We start from the raw sequence: 20,568 nt of genomic DNA, 5'->3' as shown, positions 1-20,568 counted from the left end.
TCGTTTATTTGGTTTTCTAGGTGCAATCAATTTTTAGCCGTTTCCGACTCTTCCTCCACCTCTTTCATCACCGTTATTTTCGGTGTCTGCTGGGGCTCCATTGCCAGCACCGTCTCCGCCCTCGTTATTATCTCGAGCGACGCCGTTACCAACACCTCCTGAACCACCTCCCTCTTCTCGGTCGGGGTTTTCTTTTTCAAAAGTTTTTTCTATCATATCTTGAGGTTTATGAGTTTCACTTCTTCTATCAATGCATTCCATCGCTATTGCGAGTATAAATACACATGGTATTAAAATAATTGCTCTGAACCTTCCTGGTTTAAAATTTTCCATATCTTTTTTTATATTTTAGGTTTAACGCTTTTAATATAAGTTATCTTTTGTGATTTGTCAAGATATGAAGTGTTTTACCGTATATTTTGCTACTAAATCACTTTTTTAGAGCTTTTTCTTGACAATATAAAATAGGAATAATATATTATTTCAAACCTAATTTTTAAAAAAAATAAGTATTCATGAATAGTAAAGTAGATTACTTGGTGCACTCTTCTGTGCCAATTATTACAAGTGTGAGCCCTCTAGCTCTAGAAAAATTCCTTAATATTTTCTACCGCATAGATAATAGTGAATTTTCAGATACGATTGTGAAGATTGCAGAAAATCTACCTAATGCTATAGATTCTTCAGAACTATTATGGGCAGAAGAAATAAGCATAAAGGATGTTCTAAAGGAAATGCTTAGAGAAACTAGACAAGATGAGGCTGAGGCATTTGCTGAGAAAATGGAAAGTATTGTCAGTGACATTAAAAAATCTGATAATGAAGCTATACTCAAAAATATGCTAGAACCTTCTTCTAACTAATAAAAATCCCCGATTTACCGGGGATTATTTTTTATATCATTGATTTAACTTTTTCTCTGGCGTCGTTGGCGTTTTCTATTGATGCTGCGCCTCCTTGTGCCATATCAGGACGACCTCCTCCTCCTCTACCACCTAAGATTTCGGCAGTAGTACGAACTAGGTCTACCGCTGATAGGTTTGATGTCAAATCGTCTGAAACTGAAGCTACTATTGAAACTTTACCTTCGTTTTCATTCATTAATAACACAACTGTCTTTTTGCCACCTTGTTTTATTTTGATAGCGTCTGCAATTGGTTTTAAGTTCTTTGGAGAGATTCCTGAAAGTTCTTCTCCTATGAATGAAATTCCGTTAACCTTTTCAATTTTAACCGCTTCTAGCACTGTTTTGATTTCGTCATCTTTACCAGCTGCTTCAGCTTTCTTTTTAGCTTCTTTTTCTGCTATTTGTTTTTGTCTTTCAACTTCAGCTTTTTCAGCCTCTTCTTTACGTTTATTTTGTACGAATTCTACTGCTTCGCCAGCTTTAACGAAAGAGTATCTGCTCATAGATACACGACGAACACCAGCTGAGATACTTTCATCTTTTTCAAATACTAGGCAGTTGATCTTAGATGTGTTTTCAATATGAGTACCACCGCAAAACTCTATAGAAGGAAGATTCTCGCCCTCTCCTATTGTAAGAACTTTAACTTTATCTCCATACTTTTCATCGAATGGAGCTATAGCGCCTGTCTTACGAGCTTCTTCTAACGTCATTTCTTCGTGTTTAACTGGAAGTTTTTGATCTATGTAAGTATTTACTAAGTCTTCTACTTTAGCCTTTTCTTCGTCTGTTAGACCTTTACCGTGTGAGAAGTCAAAGTGTAGTTTGAATTGTTCTACTTTCGAACCTCTTTGTACTACGTGGTCACCAAGCACTTCTTTAAGGGCAGCTTGTAATAAGTGGCAGCCTGTATGATGAGCCATAATTCTTTGTCTTCTATGAGAGTCTATGCCTAGTTTTACTTTATCGCCTACTTTAAGGATTTCTTGAAGTTGTGCAGGAGATTTCTTACAGCTTTCGCATATATGGTAATAATGTACGAAGATACCGTCTACTGCTTTTTGTACGTCTAGGATATCTAGTTTACCTTCTAGGAATACTAGAGCTCCTTTGTCAGATACCTGACCACCGCTTTCCGCGTAGAATGGAGTTTTATCGAATACCATCTTTTCATCATCTATGTAAAGGATAGTTGCGTCATCGCATTCATATTCTTTATCGCCTATGAAGTTAGTACTACCGTGTTCTGCTTTAATGTCGTACCATAGCTTTTCTGTTTCTGTTCCTGATACAGATTTCTTAGCTCCCCTTGAACGAGCTTTTTGTTCTTCCATAGCTTTTTGGAAGCCTTCTTCGTCTATGTCTAGACCTTTGTCTTTAAGAACGTCCCTTACTATGTCTGATGGTAGGCCATAAGTATCGTATAGTTTGAATACAGTTTCACCTTTAAGGATTTTATCTCCTTCTGGCATATTAGCAATCTCTTTATCTAGTATTTTCATTCCATCGCCAAGAGTTCTAAGGAATAGTTCTTCTTCAGTCTTAAGGGCATTCTTAATGTAATCTGCTTTTTCATTAAGCTCATTATATGTGTCGCCCATTTCTTTTACTACTAAGTCATGGAATTTGTAGAAAGTAGCTTCTTCTATACCTAGACGATTTAGAGTACCTAATGCTCTACGGATAATCTTTCTTATAACGTAACCTTGACCTTCGTTAGAGAATGCAGCTCCATCTGCTAGGGCAAATGAACACGCTCTGATATGGTCTGCTACGATATTGAATAGAACATTATTTTCAGGTGTAATGTCTACATTGATTATTTTGCTTATACCTTCTTTGATGTTTGTAATAAGGTCTGTGTCGTAGTTAGATGATTTACCTTGAACTACTGAAGAAAATCTTTCTAGACCTGATCCTGTGTCTACGCATGGTTTAGGAAGATCTTTTTGTAAGATTTCTCCATTTTCTCCGTAGTACTTTTCATATTGCATGAATACTAAGTTCCATACTTCTACCCATCTGTCACCGTCTTCGTCTGGAGTACCTGGTTTGTCACCGAATACTTCTGGACCATAATCGAAGAAGATTTCAGAACATGGACCACATGGACCTACTTCGCCCATTTCCCAGAAATTATCTTTAGTTGCAATACGAATTATGTTTTCTTCTTTTAAGCCGTCTGGACAAGCTACTTCTTTCCAAATGTTATATGCTTCGTCGTCTGTATGGTATACAGTTATGCACAGTTTATCGATTGGAAGTTTCATTTCTTTAGTAATGAATGTCCACGCCCATTTGATAGCATCTTCTTTGAAGTAATCTCCGAAAGAGAAATTACCTAACATTTCGAAGAATGTATGATGACGGTTTGTGTAACCTACGTTTTCTAAGTCATTGTGCTTACCACCGGCTCTAAGGCACTTTTGTGATGAGCATGCTCTAGTGTAGTCTCTAGTTTCTTTTCCTAGGAAAATATCTTTGAATTGGTTCATACCTGCATTGATGAACAATAGTGTTTTATCGTTTTGAGGAATTACTGGTGATGAGGCGACAGCCGTATGTCCTTTACCTTCAAAGAACTTCATAAATTTTTCACGGACTTGGTTTACTGTCATAGTCATCTTGTTTTTCCTTATACTTATATAATTTGTTATAAATAAAACTGCGAATATTTTCATTCGCAATAGTTCCTAAACATTATAAATTAAAGGACTACAATAGTCAAGATGGGAGTTTATGCAAAAAAAAACATCCCCTACAAAAATGTATGGGGATATCTTTTTTTTAGCGTTTTATCTCAACTGGCAGTTCTAATACCAGATGAGCTTCCATCAACTAATTCCAGAATGAAAGATGTACTTCCATCAACAATCCTTAGAATGTTAACTCCTCGATTAATTGAATTTGTAATTCTTGTTTTAGCCTTTCCCACATCAGGAATTTCCTCTGTGAAAGGTAGCATACTTAGGCGATTTAACATACTTTTTCTGTATGCCTTGTCACTCTCACATTCATGCAAAATCCTATCAATGAGAACTCTTATGGCCTCTCCAGGATTTCCACTCATGTATTTAGAGGTGTTTAGGATTGCTGATAACAATCCACTTAAAACCACTTTTCCTTTTGGAGCAAGAAATTTTCCTACTTCCTCGTTAAATAACAATGGATTTAGGTTTATCTCTATTCTTTCTAATTGATTTACAGATGCGTTCATGTTGTAAATTTTTATTTATGTCAGATGTTTACATTATTAATTAAACTCATTGTACATTTTGATTCTTCATTTGTCAAGACTTTTATTTTTCGTAGGTAAAAAAATACCCCTCACATATAAAATGCAAGGGGATTCTCGAAAAATTTAAACCTAATTATCGGCCGATTAAAGATAAATCACTATAGTAATTTATAAATGATATAATCAAGCCAATTACTAAAACTATGAAAACGGTCCAAACTATGTACCCTATTCTTTCATAAGTCTTTTCTCGTTCTTTATTTATCTCTGCAACCTCGGCTCTCCTATCGATATTAACCTCTGATACATATTTGGAAAGCTCCTTATAAGCTTTTCCTATATCACGAAGTTGTGCATCGGTGTAACCTTCTGTATCATCATTAATATAATCTAATAGCTGGTACCTCATACCTCCTATATAACTTGATAAGGCTTGCTTCTCTGTAAGAGGTTTGAAGTTTTTTCTAGTACTGATTTTAACGGCATATATGCCAACAATGACTGTTAAGATAAATAATATCAGAAATATAAACGCTTTCTTTTTCATGATTGTACAAATTTTATTAAATTTTTTAAATTCTTACTTTGTACAAATCAATATATACTCAAAATTATATTTGTCAAGTATTTTTTAATAAACCTGGGATTGACTTATTTTATTAAGAGAAGTATAATTGCTCTGATTATTATAATACTAATGTTTAGGGAGAATTTAATATGAAAGATAAATTGTTGGAGCTGGCTTCCTATTTAATACTTTCCAAAAGAAAAAGAAGTAGTTTTAGAGCTAAACATAAGATTCTTCCTGTTAAGGAACTTAAGAAGCTTTTTCTTAAGAGAAAGGGGTATAAGCTGGACCTTAAAAATCCAAAAACTTTCAGTGAGAAAGTTCAATGGCTAAAATATTATACCAAAAATAATTCTACTATGAGATTATGTGCTGATAAACATCTTGTTAGAGATTATATTGCCTCTAAAGGTTTTGAAGATATATTAGTAAAATCCTATGGTGTTTGGGATAAGCTAGAAGATATTGAATGGAATAAATTACCTAAAAGATTTGTTATTAAACTAACCCATGACTCTGGTGGTGTTTGGATAGTTAAAGATAAAAATAAATTTGATAAAGAAGCCTTTTTTGTTGAAGCTGAGAAAAAATTAAAAAAGAAGTATGGAGCTCAAAAAGCTGAATTTAATTATGTTGGTATAAAACCTAGAATTATAGCTGAAGAATTTTTAGAAGAAGATGACGGATCAGAGCTTAAAGATTATAAATTCTTTTGTTTTAACGGAGATCCAAAATACATACAAGTTGATTTTGATAGAAACTCTAATCATACGAGGACTTTCTTTGATGCAAAATGGAAAGATATGAGATTTACTTCAGCAGGCTACCCTTTAACTAATGAAAAGCTTAAAAAACCTGCTGAGTTTGATAGGATGCTTGATATTGCGAGAGAGCTTAGCAAAGAATTTTATTTCGCTAGAATTGATTTCTATTTTACTAATGGAAAAATTTATTTTGGAGAGGTTACTTTTTGGAATGGGAGTGGTATGGTAGATTTTAATCCTTTGGATTGGGATCAGAAGTTTGGTGATCTATTAATATTACCGATTAACGAATAAAGAAAAGGATATAGTTGTGAAAAACAAACTTCTATTTGTAAGAAGAAAAGTAGTTAAATTTTTATCTAATTTTTTAATTTTTAAACCTCTAAGAAGAGAATTTATAATAATATTTAGTCAGAAAAGTGGCTTTTTTAGAAGGGTAAAAAATTCTTGTCAGATAAATAATTTGATGAAACTACTGAGAGCTGGCACTAAATTCCCTCATCCTGTTGGAATAGTTATTGCTGGAGATGTAAAGCTTGGTAAAAAGTGTTGTATATATCAAAATGTTACCATTGGTGGTAAAGATGATTTTAGAGGCAGAGGAAAGAGACCTGTTATAGGAGATAATGTTATTGCTTTTTCTGGAAGTGTTATAGTTGGGGATATATCAATAGGAGATAATGTTATTATTGCAGCTAACTCTGTGGTTTCAAAAGATGTTCCAAGTAATTCAATTGTATTTGGAGTTAATAAATTTAAAAAGAGAGAGGATATATAATAAATGGGAAAGACTATGAATGTAGTGTTATCCGGAGATGATAATTATAGCCCTTATATGGCTACAACTATGGTAAATTTGAGAAAATATTTACCTAATAATATAAAAACTGATTTTTATATATTATATTCTGGTAATGATGAAGTTGTTAAAAACAACCTAACAGACTTTGTAAATAATAAATTAGAAAACTCTTCTATTAAGTTTTATGATGTGGCGAAGAAGAACAAAAAGGAATTAGAGTTTCTAAAAGATTTTCATCATGGGGAGCATTTATCTATTGGTACTTATGCATTGTATTTCGTTGCAGATGCTTTCCCTGAGATAGATAAAGCACTATATATGGATGTAGATATAATAATTAATGATAATCTACTTCCTATGTATGAAACTGATTTGAAAGATAAGTATGCAGGCGTTGTGAGACATACTGATAATTCTTATCATGGAATAAATAAAATATGTAAAAATGGTATGAACTTTAAGGAATACTTTGCTAAATTTTATGAAGATAAAAATTGTGAAACTTACTTTAATGCAGGTATTCAATTAATGAATCTTAAGAAAATGAGAGAAGATAAATGCTCTACTCTATTTTTAAAAGAGATGAAAAGAATTGGATTAAAGACTTTTAAATCTGATATAGAATATCACAATCAAGATTTTTTTAATTCTGTATTTTACGAAAAGACATTAATAATTGATATGAGATATAATATTAATGTTAATAGAAAATTTAAATTTAAAAGTATGAAGAAATTTTTCCCTGCAGAGATAGCTGAAAATCTTGATAAAGCAGTTTTAAATCCAGCTATAATACATTGCACTGGTTCTAAGAAACCATGGAATAACTTTAAGGTTAAAAAATCTAGAATATGGTGGAGATGTGCTTTTAAAACACCATTTATCAAATATATAATTAGAAAAAATACTAAAAAGTTGCTTAAAAGCTTTTTTTAGAACTTTAAAAAAGAGGTAGAAGTATATGAAAACTATTTTAGTTACAGGTGGAGCTGGTTTTATAGGATCAACTCTTTCTGAAAGTTTGCTTATAGATGGCAGTAATGTCTTAGTCATTGATTCTATGAATGATTATTACGATGTTAGAATAAAGAGAGATAATATATCTAATTTAGAGAAAGCTGCAAAGACTTCTGGAAGTTTTAAGTTTTATGAAAACGATATTAGAGATTTGGATGCACTCGAAAAGATATTTTCTGACAATAATATCGATAATGTGGTTCACCTTGCTGCTAGAGCTGGAGTTAGACCTTCTATAGAAGATCCTTCTTTATATATGGATGTCAATGTTACTGGAACTACTAATATTTTAGATATGTGTAAGAAGTATAGCATTAAAAAAATAGCTTTTGCTTCATCTAGCTCTGTGTATGGAGCGTTGAAGAAAGGTCCTTTTTCTGAAGATATGGCAAGCATGAATACTATATCTCCTTATGCGGCTAGTAAAATGGCTGGGGAGATTATCTGTAAAACATATACCAATCTTTATGACATGAATATAGTAGCCTTAAGATTTTTTACAGTATATGGCCCTAAACAAAGACCTGATTTAGCTATTAATAAGTTTGCTTCACTTATGGCAGAAGGCAAAGAAATACCTGTTTATGGAGATGGATCAACTCAAAGAAATTATACTTATATAGATGATATAGTTGATGGTATTAAAAGAGCTATGTCTTATAATGAGAAAAAGTTTGAAGTATTTAATCTAGGTGGGGATAAAACTGTTTCATTATCAGATTTAATTTATGAGATTGAAAATGCTATGGGGAAAAAAGCTATTATAAAAAGACTTCCCGAGCAACCTGGAGATGTACCTCTAACACATGCTGATATATCTAAGGCTAGAGAGATCTTAGGATATGAACCAAAGGTTTCAATTAAAGATGGATTAAAAAAGTTCGTTGAATGGAAATTTTCCTAAGATAGATATATATTAAGATAATTTAAAAGCCCCTATTTTTTTAGAGGCTTTTTTATTAAGCAGATTTCTTTTTCTTAATTCTAAATATTCGTTTAAATAAACTTTTCTTCTTTTTCTTTTTTTTCTCTTTTATAACTTCTTTATAATGTTTTATAACTGAGGTTCTTTCTTCTGTGTTTATGCTCCATGTAACTGCTAAGCCTTTACGGAAATAACAAATGTCCCAATTTTTAACATTGGCCTTGTCTGCCATTTTAATCACATATTCTTTCTTATTAATATCATTGCGATAAAGATTATATGTAGGGTTTTCAGTACGCATACGGTGCTTTGCAAAAAGCTCTTTACCTACAGCCATTTTAACATTGTTTTTCCATGCTTCATAGAAAAAGATATAATGCTCCTGAGTTTTCATTTCATTATCCCAAGGATATTTTTTTACGATATCTGTTTTTGCTATGAAATAGTTCATCATACAATGTGTATAGGCAAATTCCGGAATGCAAAATTCATCAACATTCAGTATTAGATTGTTATCATACTCTATGAATTTAGCTACGAAGCCTCTCTCTTCATATTCACCTGTAGACATATTATATTGGTTTTTCCACCACCCACCGTAGATATCTAAATTTTTCTTTTCTAAAACTTTTATTACGTCTTCGAAATTAGAGTCTATATCTAGCAGTACATCATCATCACACAAAAGGAAATACTTCGTTTTAACTATATCAACTAGGCGATTTCTACCTTCGGCAAGACCTATATTAAATTCAAATGCTTGGAAATTTATATTTACATCTGGATATTTAGCTACAACCTTTTTATTTTCCTCTATAATTTCTTCAGGACTATCATCCCCTACTAATACTTCAGGAAACTTAATATTATGTTTTTTTTGATAATCTGAAACAGACTTTAGAAAGCTGTCCAACATATCTGGTCTAAGAAATGTTTTTACTATAATTGATAAGTCTTGTAATACTTTATTATCCATGATTTTTCCCTTCCAATTGAAAAATAATAAAAAAGTTATTTAAAGATAACACACATATTTAAAGTAATCAACTATTTAATACCTCTGGAAAGTCTTGAAAACTCTCACTTTTGTAGAAATTTTATTTTTTATTATAATAATTTATATTTTTTTTGTTGACAAATTATTTTTTGTCAAATATATTTAATTCATAATTACTAATATTTGTGTACAATAACCAAAAAATAAGATATGAAAAGTCAAAACCCTTTCACTTACGTAGTGATAATTATCGTAGCATTTGTTTTTGTTTTTACTTCATGTGACCAACCCACAGGAGAAAAGAAAATTTCCCGCCTTGCTTACAATGAAATTGAGGCTGCAGAACAAGACCACAATCTTTTTGAAACGGCATATACAGAGCTTTCTGTGCCGGTATTTAAAAAAGAAGATGGTTATAAGTTTGTTCCAGATAGCATTTTCTATGTTGTCAGAAGTAGTGCTGATAAATACGAAGGCTGCTATTATGTGGATCATTCTAATGACCGCACAGTTGAAATCTTTGTTTCAGGCGGTGAGTATAAAATTAACATATTCTATTATACTCTATCAAATCTGAAGAAACTCGGAATTGATGACTATAACAGAATTAGAGATGACTCAGATCTTCACTGGAGAAATGAGCATCTGATTATAAACGAAATTTTTATGGATGAAAACCAATATTTAGATGTCGAATATGAGACTGATAAATTTTGGGAGCTTTCAAAAAAAGTAGCCGTTTATAAAAAGCAACACCGATGGGAAAGTTTACTGGATGAGCCGTTTCATAACATTGAAGTCTATGAAAAAGATGAAAAGTATGAAAGAGATGATGCAAGTAGTTACCTAGAAGCCCTACTTCAATTTGAAAAAGGCAAAGGACTTGTATCTGAAGGTAGGCGCCGCAGGAGAAATCAAACTCCAAGGAACCAAAATCCAACTGTTGGTAATCAGCAGTAAAAAAACAAATGAAAAAAATCTACTGAATGCCCCTGCTTTATGCGGGGGTTATTCTTTTATTAAAATAACTACAATCAAAAAATTATTATTGACAAATAATAAAATAAGGTATATATTTAAAGAACATTAATTGTTAAATGCAAAAATATGGAAAAGTTTAGTTTGTTTTCGCTAGATGAAAATGGCGAAAATGTTCTTAGGGAAGTTCGACATAACTTCTTTGGAGTAATTGCTTATGAAGCTTATTACAATCCTGAAGGAAAAATGATTTCTGCTAGGTTTTATAAAGCTAATGATACAATTAGCAATAAATCTGTTGGAATTTACCTTAAAGATGGGAAGCTTCATTATGCACTAACCTCCCCGGCAGATGATAGGGAATTTGAGTCTTACGACGAATGGGCCGAAATTAATAAGCCTAAGACTTTTGAATACCATTCAGAAGAAGCCCTACTGCACACCGCTTTCGCTGAGAGTAAGAAAATGGTTGGATTGAAGAATCCCGAACTATTTCTTAGAAAAGCTCTTGAGTATTTCGATGATAGGATGAGATTAAACTTCTTTGATAAATATATGAAAGAAGCAGATACATCATCCATTCCTCGTGACGAAAATGGCGAACTTGATATTGTTTACCTAGCTAGATTAATTTCTATAGGGAGAAATATTCAAAAAGTTGCCAATAAAGGGGAAGATGGAGAGGACCTTGAGTTTAGACTAAAGAAACTGGAGGATTACCTAAAAGAACGACTGTAAAATTTTGACTATTTTTTCGCCCGTGTTGTATATACAGCATGGGCGTTTTTTATATATTCTTGACAAAATTAATATTTTATTTTAAGTTATTGTCAATATTGTATAATTTAAACCTTTTTTAACATGCGTAGAAGTTATTTAATTGCTCATACTAGAGGTGGTAAAAAATATTTTGCTGAAGAACGCTATGATTTTGATCACTTGCTGTGGCTCTCTATCTCTAGAAATGATGATGGGCTCATTGAAAAAGCTCAATTTGTTAAACCATATCATCACTGTGAATTAAAAGGAATTGGTATATTTTTTAAGAATGGATTTCTTTGCTTAAAAAGCTGTTATATTAAGAAGCCTTTCGTATTTGAGACATTTGATCAATGGCTGAAGTTTCATAAAGAAAAAGTCGGCTTAATGGAAGTTGAAGAATTATTCTTGTACCAGGTAATCCTAAGTATGAAAGATAGCATCAAATGTGGTACTAATAAAAATAACCATAAAGAAGTTGAAGATCTTTTTAAAACATTACGAAGTATGCTTGAACCGAAATTTGACTTCATGAAAACTGAAGATTGGATTGAAAAAATTCAGAATTTAAATGAGACACTTATTGCGGCTGATTCAGGTAATGAAGAAACCTTCATGGAGCTTTTGGATCTTCAGTATGAAGGTATAAAACTTAGCATCGCAGCAAGGCATAATGAACTTTCTGAAGAAGGTATGGAAAATCTTAAATCCGCACAGGAAAAGATTAACCATCTATTGAACTATTTTACCAGTTCAAATTGAAACAATTTTTGAGGCCCGTTTTTATAGCGGGCTTCCTTTCTCTATTGACAAGATCAAAATCCCATACTAGACTGATTTAAAATTATTTATACCAATCCTTTTAAATATGATTTTAGATGGAACCTTTGAAAACATTCTATTTATCCCTTCTATTGATACGGAACTTATTTTTGATTTTATGTGGGTTATGCCTAATAATGACCACACTAATAGCAATACGGCCGTGTTTTTGGTTAAAGCGGAAGAAATGGAAAGCAATGATGACATTGAAATAGGAATTGAGAGATCTATAAAGAACGTTATTATTATTTTAGAAAATAAAGTTATGTTAGATATGAGAGAAGAACTTAGTCTTCAGCATATGCGAAATTATCTAACTATATTCTCTAAAAAAGAACTTCGTAGAGAAATTCCTGCTGGAATAATGGAATCATTAGAAATGAAATTAAAACCTGAATTTATGGAAAATGTTAAGCTCGGAGCTTACATTGCCAACGCAGGTTATGCCTTAAAATAAAATCTCTATATGTCTGAAATATGGAGGTTTTATTTTTTTGTTGACTTAGGAAAAGAATCTAATAAGATAGACTTCACTGATTACTTATAAAGGAGCTTGGTGGCACAAGCAACGAAATTTTTTCTCAACTGGGGGCCTTCTTAGGAGGGCTTCCAATTGAAAATTTAAATTCGAAATTATTTATAAAAATATATAACAAAACAGGGTTAGGTTTGGTTAAAAGTGGGTGGATCCGTTTAATAAAGATTATTCGGATCCACCTTTTTAGAAGGGATTGATTTTGTTATAAATGAAATTGAGTTTTCTTTCTAGCCATTGAATACTTTAAGAAAGGTCTTTTACAAAAGTATAAAAGACCTTTTTTTATGCTCTTAAATTATGGAAACTTATTTTACTTTAGTATCCATTCTTTAAGCTCATCGTCACTTGGACTTCTTCCGAAGCACTTAACTTCTTCATCCACTACAACGGCAGGAGCAGACATTACTCCGTAGCTCATTACTACTGCTATATCAGTGATCTTTTCAACTGTAGCTTCTACGTTATTGTCTTTAACAAACTTTTCAATATGGTCTTTTAAGTTTGAACAGCTTGAGCACATTTCTGCTCCTAGTACTTTTATGTTTTTCATTTTAAGTTACCTCCCTGGTTTATTGTTAATTAAAATATTGCGTTATATAGGTATCCTACAAATATAAATGCTATTAATAGGAATGTTGCGAAGTATGCTATAAGTCTTGGTTTAAGCACCTTTCTTAAGATAATCATTTCTGGTAGTGATACTGCAACCACACTCATCATCATGGCTAGTACAGTTCCAATTGGCACGCCCTTACCTAACAAAGATTCTGCGATAGGTATTACTCCTGTTGCATCTGAGTATAGAGGAATACCTAGAATTACTGCTAGAGGTACTGCGAACAGATTATCCGCACTTGCATACTTTGCGAAGAATTCTTGTGGAACGAAACCATGTATTGCGGCCCCTATTCCAATACCTATAACTATATATAGCCATATCTTTTTAAGCATATCTTTTGCGTATTCGAATGCGTATGAAAGTCTTTCTTTAAATCCTGAAATCTTTTCTTCTACAACATTGTTTTTACCCATTTTGATATTGTATACATATTCTTCTACGTACTTTGCAAAGCCTAATTTTTCCATTAATAGTCCACCGATGATACCAACTCCCATTCCTGTAAGGACATATACCACCGCTATTTTCCAACCTATTATGGATGCTAAGACTGCTATGGCGATTTCGTTAATCATTGGAGATGTTATCAAGAATGCCATTGTTACACCAAATGGGATACCTGCCTCTACAAAGCCAATGAACAATGGAATTGATGAGCATGAGCAAAATGGTGTTACGGCTCCTAAACCTACGGACATTATATATGCCATCCATTTTGGTTTACCCTCTAGGTATTCTCTAATCTTTTCTGGTTTAAGATGAGATCTAAAGAATGATATTATTGTTATCATTACCGTAAGTAAGAATAGGATTTTAGTAACGTCTTCTATGAAGAAGTGAACGGCATGACCAAAGTGAGATCCTGGCACTAGATTAAGTAGATCATATGCTAAGTAATCTGCTAATAGCGTGAACAATGATAATATATTAAGGTTTATATTAATCATTGGTGCTAAGTAGTGATATCCTGCAAACATAAATAATACGCCCGTAATTCTTCTAGCCCACTTTTCGAAAGTAGCAAGTTTGTTATATACTTTAGATACATTCTTTACACTAAAGGCGATTACGAATGATAATATGATAACTGGAATACCTGTACCTATACCGTAAACAATTAATGCTGGAATATTTCCTTGTGTTTGTACTAGATGTCCCAGGAATAATGCAGCTGAGACTGGACAAAGCATCAAGGCAAATAGTGCGCCCAGTGAAAATGATCCTAGCAAACCTTTCTTTTGTAGGTTCTCTTGAGACTTCTCTTTTATTTGAAATTTAGGTAGTTTTACTTTTATCACACCTAGCATCATTAAACCAATAGCTATAAGTAATGGTCCTGCTATGTAAGCTAGCTGACTTTGTAAAAATTGTGAAACTACTGGTATTGAGCTTACACTTAGTGATAAAGCAAATCCTAATACTGTATATAAGAATGCTCTTCCTAAAGTATAAAACAGACCTGATAATAATACGTGGGATGGTTTACTAACCTTTTGTCCAACGTATGATACCGCGGCGATGTTTGTCGTTAGAGGGCATGGACTTATTGATGTCAATATTCCAAGCCATAGCGATGCTAAAAATAGTTCTATTATCATTTTTTCCTCCTTCTTATATAGAATCTAATTCTTTTGTGAATTGTTGCTTTACTTCACTATCAGTTGCACCTCTTTTGATTAGATTTCTGATAGATGAAACTTTATATTCTTCTGTGTTAGGATTATAAATAACTACTTCTTTTTGGGTTGGATGATATCCATCTATGTAGTCTTTATTATCCTCTGATGTATTTATAGATGAGAAGGTAAGATCTTTATCTGATTCCTTTACTATTTCTTTAATACATCTTTCTGCTTCTGAGCAAGTATAGCCATAGGGATTATGATAGAAGTGGTAAACCTTTAGGTTTTTATTTCCACTGTAATCTTTATTAAAGATTTTCATTGCAAATCCAAGGATGACTATACCAGCTAGTGCTAGTATTTTGTACATATCCTTTTCCTACGATTTAGTTAAATAAGAAGCTTTTCACCTCTGTTGTTATGTAGTTTTGAAAATCTTGTTTGTCACCTGCTTTGACCCAAACTTTATCAAGATTTCTAAAATCTACTTCTTGTCCATTCTCAGCTTTTGCTAAGACAACAGACCTGCTATATAAATTGTACTTCTCTATAAAGTGTCTGTTTTCTGGAGCATCTAGATTTATTAACTTCATATCAAGAGTATCTCTAAATTCGTTATCAAAAACTTCTTGAGTATACGCCTCTATTTTTTGACAAGTTTGACATCTCTTGTTTCCGTGGAAGTAATAAATTGTAGATTTATTAAGGGAGTTGTTTTTAACAATCTCTTGTTTTATTTGTTCAGCAGTTGCTGACTTTTTAGTTTCTTGTTTACATGCTGTTAGCAATACTAAACTTGAAACCGCAATTAACATAGTTTTCTTTAACATGGCTCTATCCCCCTACTTTATTATTTGCTTTTTGTTTTTGTAAATTCGCATTTGCCTAATAGAAAGTTTCCAAGCTCTCTGATGAACTCACATTCAGCATAATAGTGAACGAATTTACCTTTTTTTTCTTTTCTTACCAAACCAGCGTTTTCTAATTCTTTTAGGTGGAATGATAAGTTTGCGTTTGTTAAATCAATTTTCTCCAATATATTGCAAGGACAAAGACCTTCAGAATTGTGTTCCTCCAATAACCTTACTATTTCTAATCTGGTATCTTGGGCTAATGCAGAAAATGCTTTAACTGATGTTTTAATATCCAATTTTACCTCCGTGTTTCATTTTAACATTTCAATATTTATTTAAATATTAAAATAAGAATCGATTCGAGTCAATAAGAATATTTATTTATTTTCTTCAAACAATATTTCATGTTTTTCTTGTATTAAATTTTAGATTGTATTAAGCTTTTTATGTAACATAAAAAAAGGGGGTTATTATGTCTTTACAATCTGCTGTTCTGATGGGGATCGGAATATATTTTTTAATGATGCTTTGGATAGCATACTCAACTAAAAAACATGAAACTGAAGATGACTTTGTAATTGGAAGTCGTAAGGTAGGTATAATTCCTACAGTAGCTTCTATTGCTTCTGGGCTTAGAGATGGGGCTGGAATTGTCGTATGGGTAGGATTGGGTTTCTTACTTGGTTATGCTGGAATACTTTGGTTGATATTGGGACTTACTATTGGAACAATATTATTAGGATTATATGGTCCTAGGATGAGAGATCTTGCCGCTAAGAATAGTTGCATTACTATTGGACAAATGGTTAGGCATTTTATTGGAAGCAGAACTGCTAAATATATATCTTTTATAATTATACTATTCTCTACTCTAGTTATTGCTATGCAGCTTTTTGTTGCCGGTAATCTTATTTCTAAAATAGCTGATATAGCTCCAGTGTTTGGAATTTTATTCTCAGCATTAGTTGTTGCTATGTATTTAATGAGTGGTGGATACAAAGCTGTGATTAAGACAGATACTTTACAATTCTTTATTATATTATCGCTGATATTTATTCCTTTATTCATTCAGCCTAAATTAGTAGACATGAAAGATTTATCTACTGTATTTGCAATGGGAACTGAAAATAATATAGCTATATTAATTATAGGTGTTATGTATATGCTTGCTGGCGCAGATATATGGCAAAGAATTTTCTCAGCAAAAGATGGGAAAACTATTGTGAAAAGTATTTCTATGTTTCCTATATTTCTTTTTATAATGACATTGAGTTTAATGTGGTTGGGAATGGGTGCTAGAAATTTTGTTACTACTACTAACTCTGATGATGTACTTTTCTTATTATTTAAAAGTCCAGAAATTCCTGTAGCTGTTCTTGCTTATATAGCGATTGTTATTATTTCTATAACTATGTCTACTTTGGATACATATACTTACTTATTATCATCTACTTACCTTGAAGACTTTACTAAGTATGATGTTAAAAAACATAAAAAATAATATATTAAATTTTCTAGGTATATAATGGCTGGCGCTCTTACTTTTGGAAGTATCGCAGCTCTATTTATTGGAGATGTACTTCAATTCGTATTTTCAGTTACTAGTATAGTTTATATATTTGCTCCTATATTCTTGCTTACTGCTATGGGTAAGTTTAAGAAATCTGAAAGATTGGATAAGGCCGTTACTATTAATATGGCTGTAAATACCGTTATATACTTCTATATGTTTACAGGAGGATACTTTAAAGAATTTATTAACACTGCAATTCCTGCGGGTACATCTTTAATAGGTATTTTGATCTGCCTTACATTCTTTAATAAGGAGACCAAAGTTAAAAAAGTTAAGGTAAACTAGCTAAAAGGGTTGACATTTGAGAAAGTTGTTATATATTACAGACAATTAATTATTTGGACCCTAGTGAAGGTTTGCTAATTGTATAACCCATACCCTTTTTAGCAAACACTAAATAGAAAGCCCCTCTCCCGGGGCTTTTTTTTTTATTTATAGGAATATTTACATTGACAATTTAATTTGCTTGATATAATTTTTGAAGAAATTAAATATAAGTTTGAACCTAATATAATTTAAATGAAAAACAAAAACATTGAAATAGACGATGAGTTTGATTTAAAACTCTATTTCACTGATAACTGGACACTCATGTATACTTTAGATGAGCATGATGGTTTCAGGAAACTTCAATTGAGAAAAGTTGAAGGAGTATTTTCAGAGAAGATCTATAGACTTTTTTCTGATAAAGAAGCTAGAGTAATACTTCCTAATAAGGATACTATTCAACTTCTTACAGCTAAAGAAGTTATAGATAAAGCTATATACTTTAAAAGACGTGAAGTAAGAAAGAAAAATGCTTTAAGCAAACAAAATAGTAACGACAAAAAAACTTCTAGAAGAAGATCTAGGAGAAACAGGATGTTTTAATCAAATACTTATCTAGAATGTGCAAGAATAAAAAAACAGAGCAAGAAAGTGAAGACTTTAATATAAAATTTTATTATTCCAACACTGAAAAAGGAAGCTTGGCTTATGCCCTTAGTTATAATGGGAATAATAAAAAATCTCAAATAAGGAAAATTGAGGGAACGTTTTCAAATATGCTGAATTCTTTCTTTTCGGATAAAACCGCTAAGGTTATTTTTCCTGATGGAGAAAAGTTGGAGTTATATGCTAAGGATATATTATTAAAAGTTAGCGAATTAAAAATAAACTCTTCTGCAATGTCAGCCTAAATGGCAAAACTCCCCTAAATCAAAACGATTTAAGGGAGTTTTTTTCTGTTTTATTCTTCGTGTTTTTTTATGGCAACTCTAAGGTTTGTATCTCCTACCACCTCAACGTTTAAGTCGCTTCGTTTCATTATAAACCAAGAGTCCTGGTATATAAATAGCAATCCACCTGATTTTTCACCGGTAATCTGCTCTACGACCTCTTCTTTAATCGCCTGCTCTGTTCCAAGGAGTAAAGTAACGTAAGTACTCTTATTTGTTAGAGCTCCTAACTCAGTTGGATAATAAAACTTTGAAAGAACATTTCCTTCTTGAATGGAAAAGATTTTTACAACATCTTTTTCCTCTTCTTCCGCGTCAGCTTCTTCTACTGCTTCTACAGCCTTTGGATATGCGATTTTATATAAATCACCTGAACCAAAGCCATGAAGATAGTTAACGTCTTTGAAAGCATTCTGTACATTAAAAAAAGATTCTTTGTTCATCATTTTTAAATTTAGTTATAAAAAATTAATTGTTGGGAGTATAAAATATCAATCCAACTATTTCAAGGGGAAAATAAACTTAGAGTTGTTCTGATTTTATCAAATCACAAAAAAACACCCTTTATTCAAAGGTTTAAGTAAATATATCTATGTATTTGATTTTGGTAAAAAAAATCACCCAACTGGGTGTTTCTTATAAAAGACTTAGAATGGTGCCTGCTGACGGAGTCGAACCGCCGACCTGATGATTACAAATCAACTGCTCTACCAGCTGAGCTAAGCAGGCACTTATTAACCATGTCTGAGAGTATTATATGGATATAAAATTGAATTGCAACATTTTTTTTTGTTTTTTTATATTTTTTTTAATTTTTATTTTAGGTGGATTTTTAAGTCTTTGTAAGAACTGGAAAATTATTTTTATCTATTGCAGTATTTTTTTTATTTTTATATAATTTAGCAAAATATTAAGGATTAAATTATGGGAAAATTCACTGTAGAAAATAAAAACATTTTAATTGTTGGTCTAGGCAAGACAGGATCTGTAGCAGCTAAGGCTTTAAAAGAAATGGGAGCTAATCTTTTATTATGGGATGATAAAGAAGCTTCTATGGAGAAAGCAAGAAAAGATGGGTTCGAATGCCCTGCTTCTATTGAAGATATAGATTTTAAATCTTTGGAATTAGTTTTGTGGAGCCCTGGTATACCCCATACATTCCCTACTGATAAAGTTCATCCTATTGCTGAGAAGGCTAGAATGTTTGGCGTTAGACTTATGTCGGATATAAATCTATTTTATTTACTAAATCCTGAAGCAACTTATGTGGGTATTACTGGTTCCAATGGTAAATCTACTACTACGAAATTGACTTATTTTACTTTGCAACAAATGGAAAAGAATGTTTACCTTGGGGGTAATATAGGTTCTACTATTATGTTTGAAAATCCTTCATTGGGTAAAGGTGATATTTGTGTTGTAGAGTTATCATCTTATCAATTGGAATTGTCTCCTGACTTGAGATTAGCTGTTGGGGCATTGATTAATATTACTCCTGATCACCTAGCTAGACATGGTGGATTTGAAGGTTATGTAAATGCTAAGAAGATTATATGTAATATATCTGATAAATTAGTTATCGGAGTTGACGATGAGAATACTAAGAAGGTTGCTGAAAATTGTACTGATGCTGGTAAAGACGTTACCACCGTGTCGGCATTTGGTAATGAGGCTACTTTATATGTAGAGAAAAGAGATGTCAAAGGTGGAGATAAGACTTTCGTTATAGTTAATAATTTATCTGGTACACCTAGAAAGGTTTTAGATCTTGCTGAGCTTGAATATCTTAAAGGATTGCATAATGCTCAGAATATAGAGGTTGTATATGGGATTATGAAAGGCTTAGGTCTTTGTGGTAAAAGGACTATGAAGGCTGTGAAAGAATTTACTGGATTGGAACATAGGCAACAAATTGCTGGCACTAAGAATATAGATGGAGTTGAAGTTCTTTTCGTTAATGATAGTAAAGCGACTAATGCTGAAGCTGTTGAGCCAGCTCTTAAGGCATATGCAGACTATTATATATACTGGATAGCTGGAGGTATTCCTAAAGAAGGTGGACTTGATATGCTTGAGAGGTATTTTGCTGATGGCATAGTTAAAAAATCTTTCATGATTGGTCAGTGTGAAAAAGACTTTGCCAAGGTTTGTGAAAAGTATCACCCTTCTCTAGTTTGCAATACTTTAAACATAGCTATGGATGAAATCGTTAAAGCTATTAAATTAGATATCAAATCTGGAGAGATTACTTCTGATAAGAAGGTTGTTGTGCTTTTATCTCCTGCGACTGCTTCTTGGGATCAGTATCCTAGTTTTGAAGTTCGTGGTAATGCTTTTATAGATCTGTATAAAAAGATTTAACTAGTTT

Annotated in this window: 25 protein-coding genes, 1 tRNA gene and 1 pseudogene; 14 read left to right on the top strand and 13 right to left on the bottom strand. The window is 32.2% G+C overall.

All coding sequences use genetic code 11. The features are described from left to right. Window positions 1-33: 33 nt before the first annotated feature. Window positions 34-333 carry a hypothetical protein gene (locus tag N4A44_00910; GenBank protein MCT4552206.1) on the bottom strand — a complete coding sequence of 100 codons (300 nt, stop codon included), beginning with the start codon at window positions 331-333 and terminating at the stop codon, window positions 34-36. Between the two features lie 182 nt (window positions 334-515). Here N4A44_00910 and N4A44_00905 point away from each other — a divergent pair, with 182 nt between their 5' ends. Then, window positions 516-863 (top strand): hypothetical protein, encoded by a 348-nt coding sequence (locus tag N4A44_00905; protein ID MCT4552205.1) that lies wholly within the window; start codon window positions 516-518, stop codon window positions 861-863. Window positions 864-894: 31 nt separating this feature from the next. Here N4A44_00905 and alaS read toward each other — a convergent pair whose 3' ends face one another. The 3 genes from alaS to N4A44_00890 all read right to left on the bottom strand — a co-directional run bounded on the left by alaS (window position 895) and on the right by N4A44_00890 (window position 4,554). After that, window positions 895-3,531, bottom strand: a complete 2,637-nt coding sequence (gene alaS / locus N4A44_00900) for an alanine--tRNA ligase (GenBank protein MCT4552204.1) — start codon at window positions 3,529-3,531, stop codon at window positions 895-897. Window positions 3,532-3,707: 176 nt separating this feature from the next. Then, entirely contained in the window at window positions 3,708-4,124 is a 417-nt protein-coding gene (locus tag N4A44_00895) for a hypothetical protein (GenBank protein MCT4552203.1), read from the bottom strand. A gap of 154 nt (window positions 4,125-4,278) precedes the next feature. After that, window positions 4,279-4,554 carry a hypothetical protein gene (locus tag N4A44_00890; protein MCT4552202.1) on the bottom strand — a complete coding sequence of 92 codons (276 nt, stop codon included), beginning with the start codon at window positions 4,552-4,554 and terminating at the stop codon, window positions 4,279-4,281. Between the two features lie 308 nt (window positions 4,555-4,862). On the opposite strand from N4A44_00890, the gene N4A44_00885 reads away from it, so the two are divergent. Genes N4A44_00885 through N4A44_00870 form a run of 4 tightly spaced genes read left to right on the top strand, consistent with a single transcriptional unit; the run spans window position 4,863 to window position 8,200 of the window. Then, the gene (locus tag N4A44_00885; protein MCT4552201.1) at window positions 4,863-5,771 is read left to right on the top strand and encodes a glycosyl transferase; all 909 of its coding nucleotides are present in this window, start codon (window positions 4,863-4,865) and stop codon (window positions 5,769-5,771) included. A gap of 16 nt (window positions 5,772-5,787) precedes the next feature. Next, the gene (locus N4A44_00880) at window positions 5,788-6,255 is read left to right on the top strand and encodes a serine acetyltransferase (protein ID MCT4552200.1); all 468 of its coding nucleotides are present in this window, start codon (window positions 5,788-5,790) and stop codon (window positions 6,253-6,255) included. A gap of 3 nt (window positions 6,256-6,258) precedes the next feature. Further along, on the top strand, window positions 6,259-7,215 hold the full coding sequence (locus N4A44_00875; protein MCT4552199.1) for a glycosyltransferase family 8 protein: 957 nt from the start codon (window positions 6,259-6,261) through the stop codon (window positions 7,213-7,215). Between the two features lie 25 nt (window positions 7,216-7,240). Further along, complete coding sequence (locus tag N4A44_00870; protein MCT4552198.1) at window positions 7,241-8,200, top strand: GDP-mannose 4,6-dehydratase; 960 nt, start codon at window positions 7,241-7,243, stop codon at window positions 8,198-8,200. 55 nt (window positions 8,201-8,255) lie between these two features. Here N4A44_00870 and N4A44_00865 read toward each other — a convergent pair whose 3' ends face one another. Then, the gene (locus tag N4A44_00865) at window positions 8,256-9,197 is read right to left on the bottom strand and encodes a glycosyltransferase (protein ID MCT4552197.1); all 942 of its coding nucleotides are present in this window, start codon (window positions 9,195-9,197) and stop codon (window positions 8,256-8,258) included. A 231-nt stretch (window positions 9,198-9,428) separates the two neighbouring features. Between N4A44_00865 and N4A44_00860 the strand changes: the two genes are divergently transcribed. The 4 genes from N4A44_00860 to N4A44_00845 all read left to right on the top strand — a co-directional run bounded on the left by N4A44_00860 (window position 9,429) and on the right by N4A44_00845 (window position 12,234). Next, window positions 9,429-10,178, top strand: a complete 750-nt coding sequence (locus N4A44_00860; protein ID MCT4552196.1) for a hypothetical protein — start codon at window positions 9,429-9,431, stop codon at window positions 10,176-10,178. Window positions 10,179-10,325: 147 nt separating this feature from the next. Further along, window positions 10,326-10,934, top strand: a complete 609-nt coding sequence (locus N4A44_00855) for a hypothetical protein (protein MCT4552195.1) — start codon at window positions 10,326-10,328, stop codon at window positions 10,932-10,934. Window positions 10,935-11,057: 123 nt separating this feature from the next. Then, the gene (locus tag N4A44_00850) at window positions 11,058-11,717 is read left to right on the top strand and encodes a hypothetical protein (GenBank protein ID MCT4552194.1); all 660 of its coding nucleotides are present in this window, start codon (window positions 11,058-11,060) and stop codon (window positions 11,715-11,717) included. Between the two features lie 106 nt (window positions 11,718-11,823). Next, complete coding sequence (locus N4A44_00845; protein MCT4552193.1) at window positions 11,824-12,234, top strand: hypothetical protein; 411 nt, start codon at window positions 11,824-11,826, stop codon at window positions 12,232-12,234. A gap of 391 nt (window positions 12,235-12,625) precedes the next feature. Here the strand turns inward: N4A44_00845 and N4A44_00840 are convergent, their stop codons facing one another. The 6 genes and pseudogenes from N4A44_00840 to N4A44_00815 all read right to left on the bottom strand — a co-directional run bounded on the left by N4A44_00840 (window position 12,626) and on the right by N4A44_00815 (window position 15,706). Continuing rightward, window positions 12,626-12,865, bottom strand: a complete 240-nt coding sequence (locus N4A44_00840; protein MCT4552192.1) for a thioredoxin family protein — start codon at window positions 12,863-12,865, stop codon at window positions 12,626-12,628. A gap of 29 nt (window positions 12,866-12,894) precedes the next feature. Further along, window positions 12,895-13,851, bottom strand: a complete 957-nt coding sequence (locus tag N4A44_00835) for a permease (GenBank protein MCT4552191.1) — start codon at window positions 13,849-13,851, stop codon at window positions 12,895-12,897. Window positions 13,852-13,896: 45 nt separating this feature from the next. Next, window positions 13,897-14,532: pseudogene (locus N4A44_00830) on the bottom strand (aromatic aminobenezylarsenical efflux permease ArsG family transporter). A gap of 13 nt (window positions 14,533-14,545) precedes the next feature. After that, entirely contained in the window at window positions 14,546-14,926 is a 381-nt protein-coding gene (locus N4A44_00825) for a hypothetical protein (GenBank protein ID MCT4552190.1), read from the bottom strand. Between the two features lie 16 nt (window positions 14,927-14,942). Then, on the bottom strand, window positions 14,943-15,386 hold the full coding sequence (locus N4A44_00820) for a nitrophenyl compound nitroreductase subunit ArsF family protein (protein ID MCT4552189.1): 444 nt from the start codon (window positions 15,384-15,386) through the stop codon (window positions 14,943-14,945). Between the two features lie 20 nt (window positions 15,387-15,406). Next, complete coding sequence (locus N4A44_00815; GenBank protein MCT4552188.1) at window positions 15,407-15,706, bottom strand: metalloregulator ArsR/SmtB family transcription factor; 300 nt, start codon at window positions 15,704-15,706, stop codon at window positions 15,407-15,409. A 176-nt stretch (window positions 15,707-15,882) separates the two neighbouring features. On the opposite strand from N4A44_00815, the gene N4A44_00810 reads away from it, so the two are divergent. The 4 genes from N4A44_00810 (at window position 15,883) to N4A44_00795 (ending at window position 18,161) form a co-directional block, all read left to right on the top strand. Further along, entirely contained in the window at window positions 15,883-16,911 is a 1,029-nt protein-coding gene (locus N4A44_00810; protein MCT4552187.1) for a hypothetical protein, read from the top strand. 24 nt (window positions 16,912-16,935) lie between these two features. After that, the gene (locus tag N4A44_00805) at window positions 16,936-17,268 is read left to right on the top strand and encodes a hypothetical protein (protein ID MCT4552186.1); all 333 of its coding nucleotides are present in this window, start codon (window positions 16,936-16,938) and stop codon (window positions 17,266-17,268) included. Window positions 17,269-17,502: 234 nt separating this feature from the next. Next, window positions 17,503-17,853, top strand: a complete 351-nt coding sequence (locus N4A44_00800) for a hypothetical protein (protein MCT4552185.1) — start codon at window positions 17,503-17,505, stop codon at window positions 17,851-17,853. Between the two features lie 17 nt (window positions 17,854-17,870). Beyond that, complete coding sequence (locus tag N4A44_00795) at window positions 17,871-18,161, top strand: hypothetical protein (protein MCT4552184.1); 291 nt, start codon at window positions 17,871-17,873, stop codon at window positions 18,159-18,161. Window positions 18,162-18,211: 50 nt separating this feature from the next. Here the strand turns inward: N4A44_00795 and N4A44_00790 are convergent, their stop codons facing one another. After that, window positions 18,212-18,643, bottom strand: coding sequence for a hypothetical protein (locus N4A44_00790; protein MCT4552183.1), 432 nt, complete (start codon window positions 18,641-18,643; stop codon window positions 18,212-18,214). A 210-nt stretch (window positions 18,644-18,853) separates the two neighbouring features. Further along, window positions 18,854-18,929 (bottom strand) — tRNA-Thr (locus tag N4A44_00785). A 195-nt stretch (window positions 18,930-19,124) separates the two neighbouring features. Here N4A44_00785 and murD point away from each other — a divergent pair. Further along, window positions 19,125-20,561 (top strand): UDP-N-acetylmuramoyl-L-alanine--D-glutamate ligase, encoded by a 1,437-nt coding sequence (gene murD, locus N4A44_00780; GenBank protein ID MCT4552182.1) that lies wholly within the window; start codon window positions 19,125-19,127, stop codon window positions 20,559-20,561. The last annotated feature ends 7 nt before the right edge of the window (window positions 20,562-20,568 follow it).

The sequence above is a fragment of the Alphaproteobacteria bacterium genome (assembly GCA_025210155.1).
Lineage (GTDB): Bacteria > Pseudomonadota > Alphaproteobacteria > Rs-D84 > CASDRH01 > JAOASE01.
The sequence above is the reverse complement of the archived record's forward strand: the minus strand, read 5'-3'. Positions and strand labels throughout refer to the sequence as shown.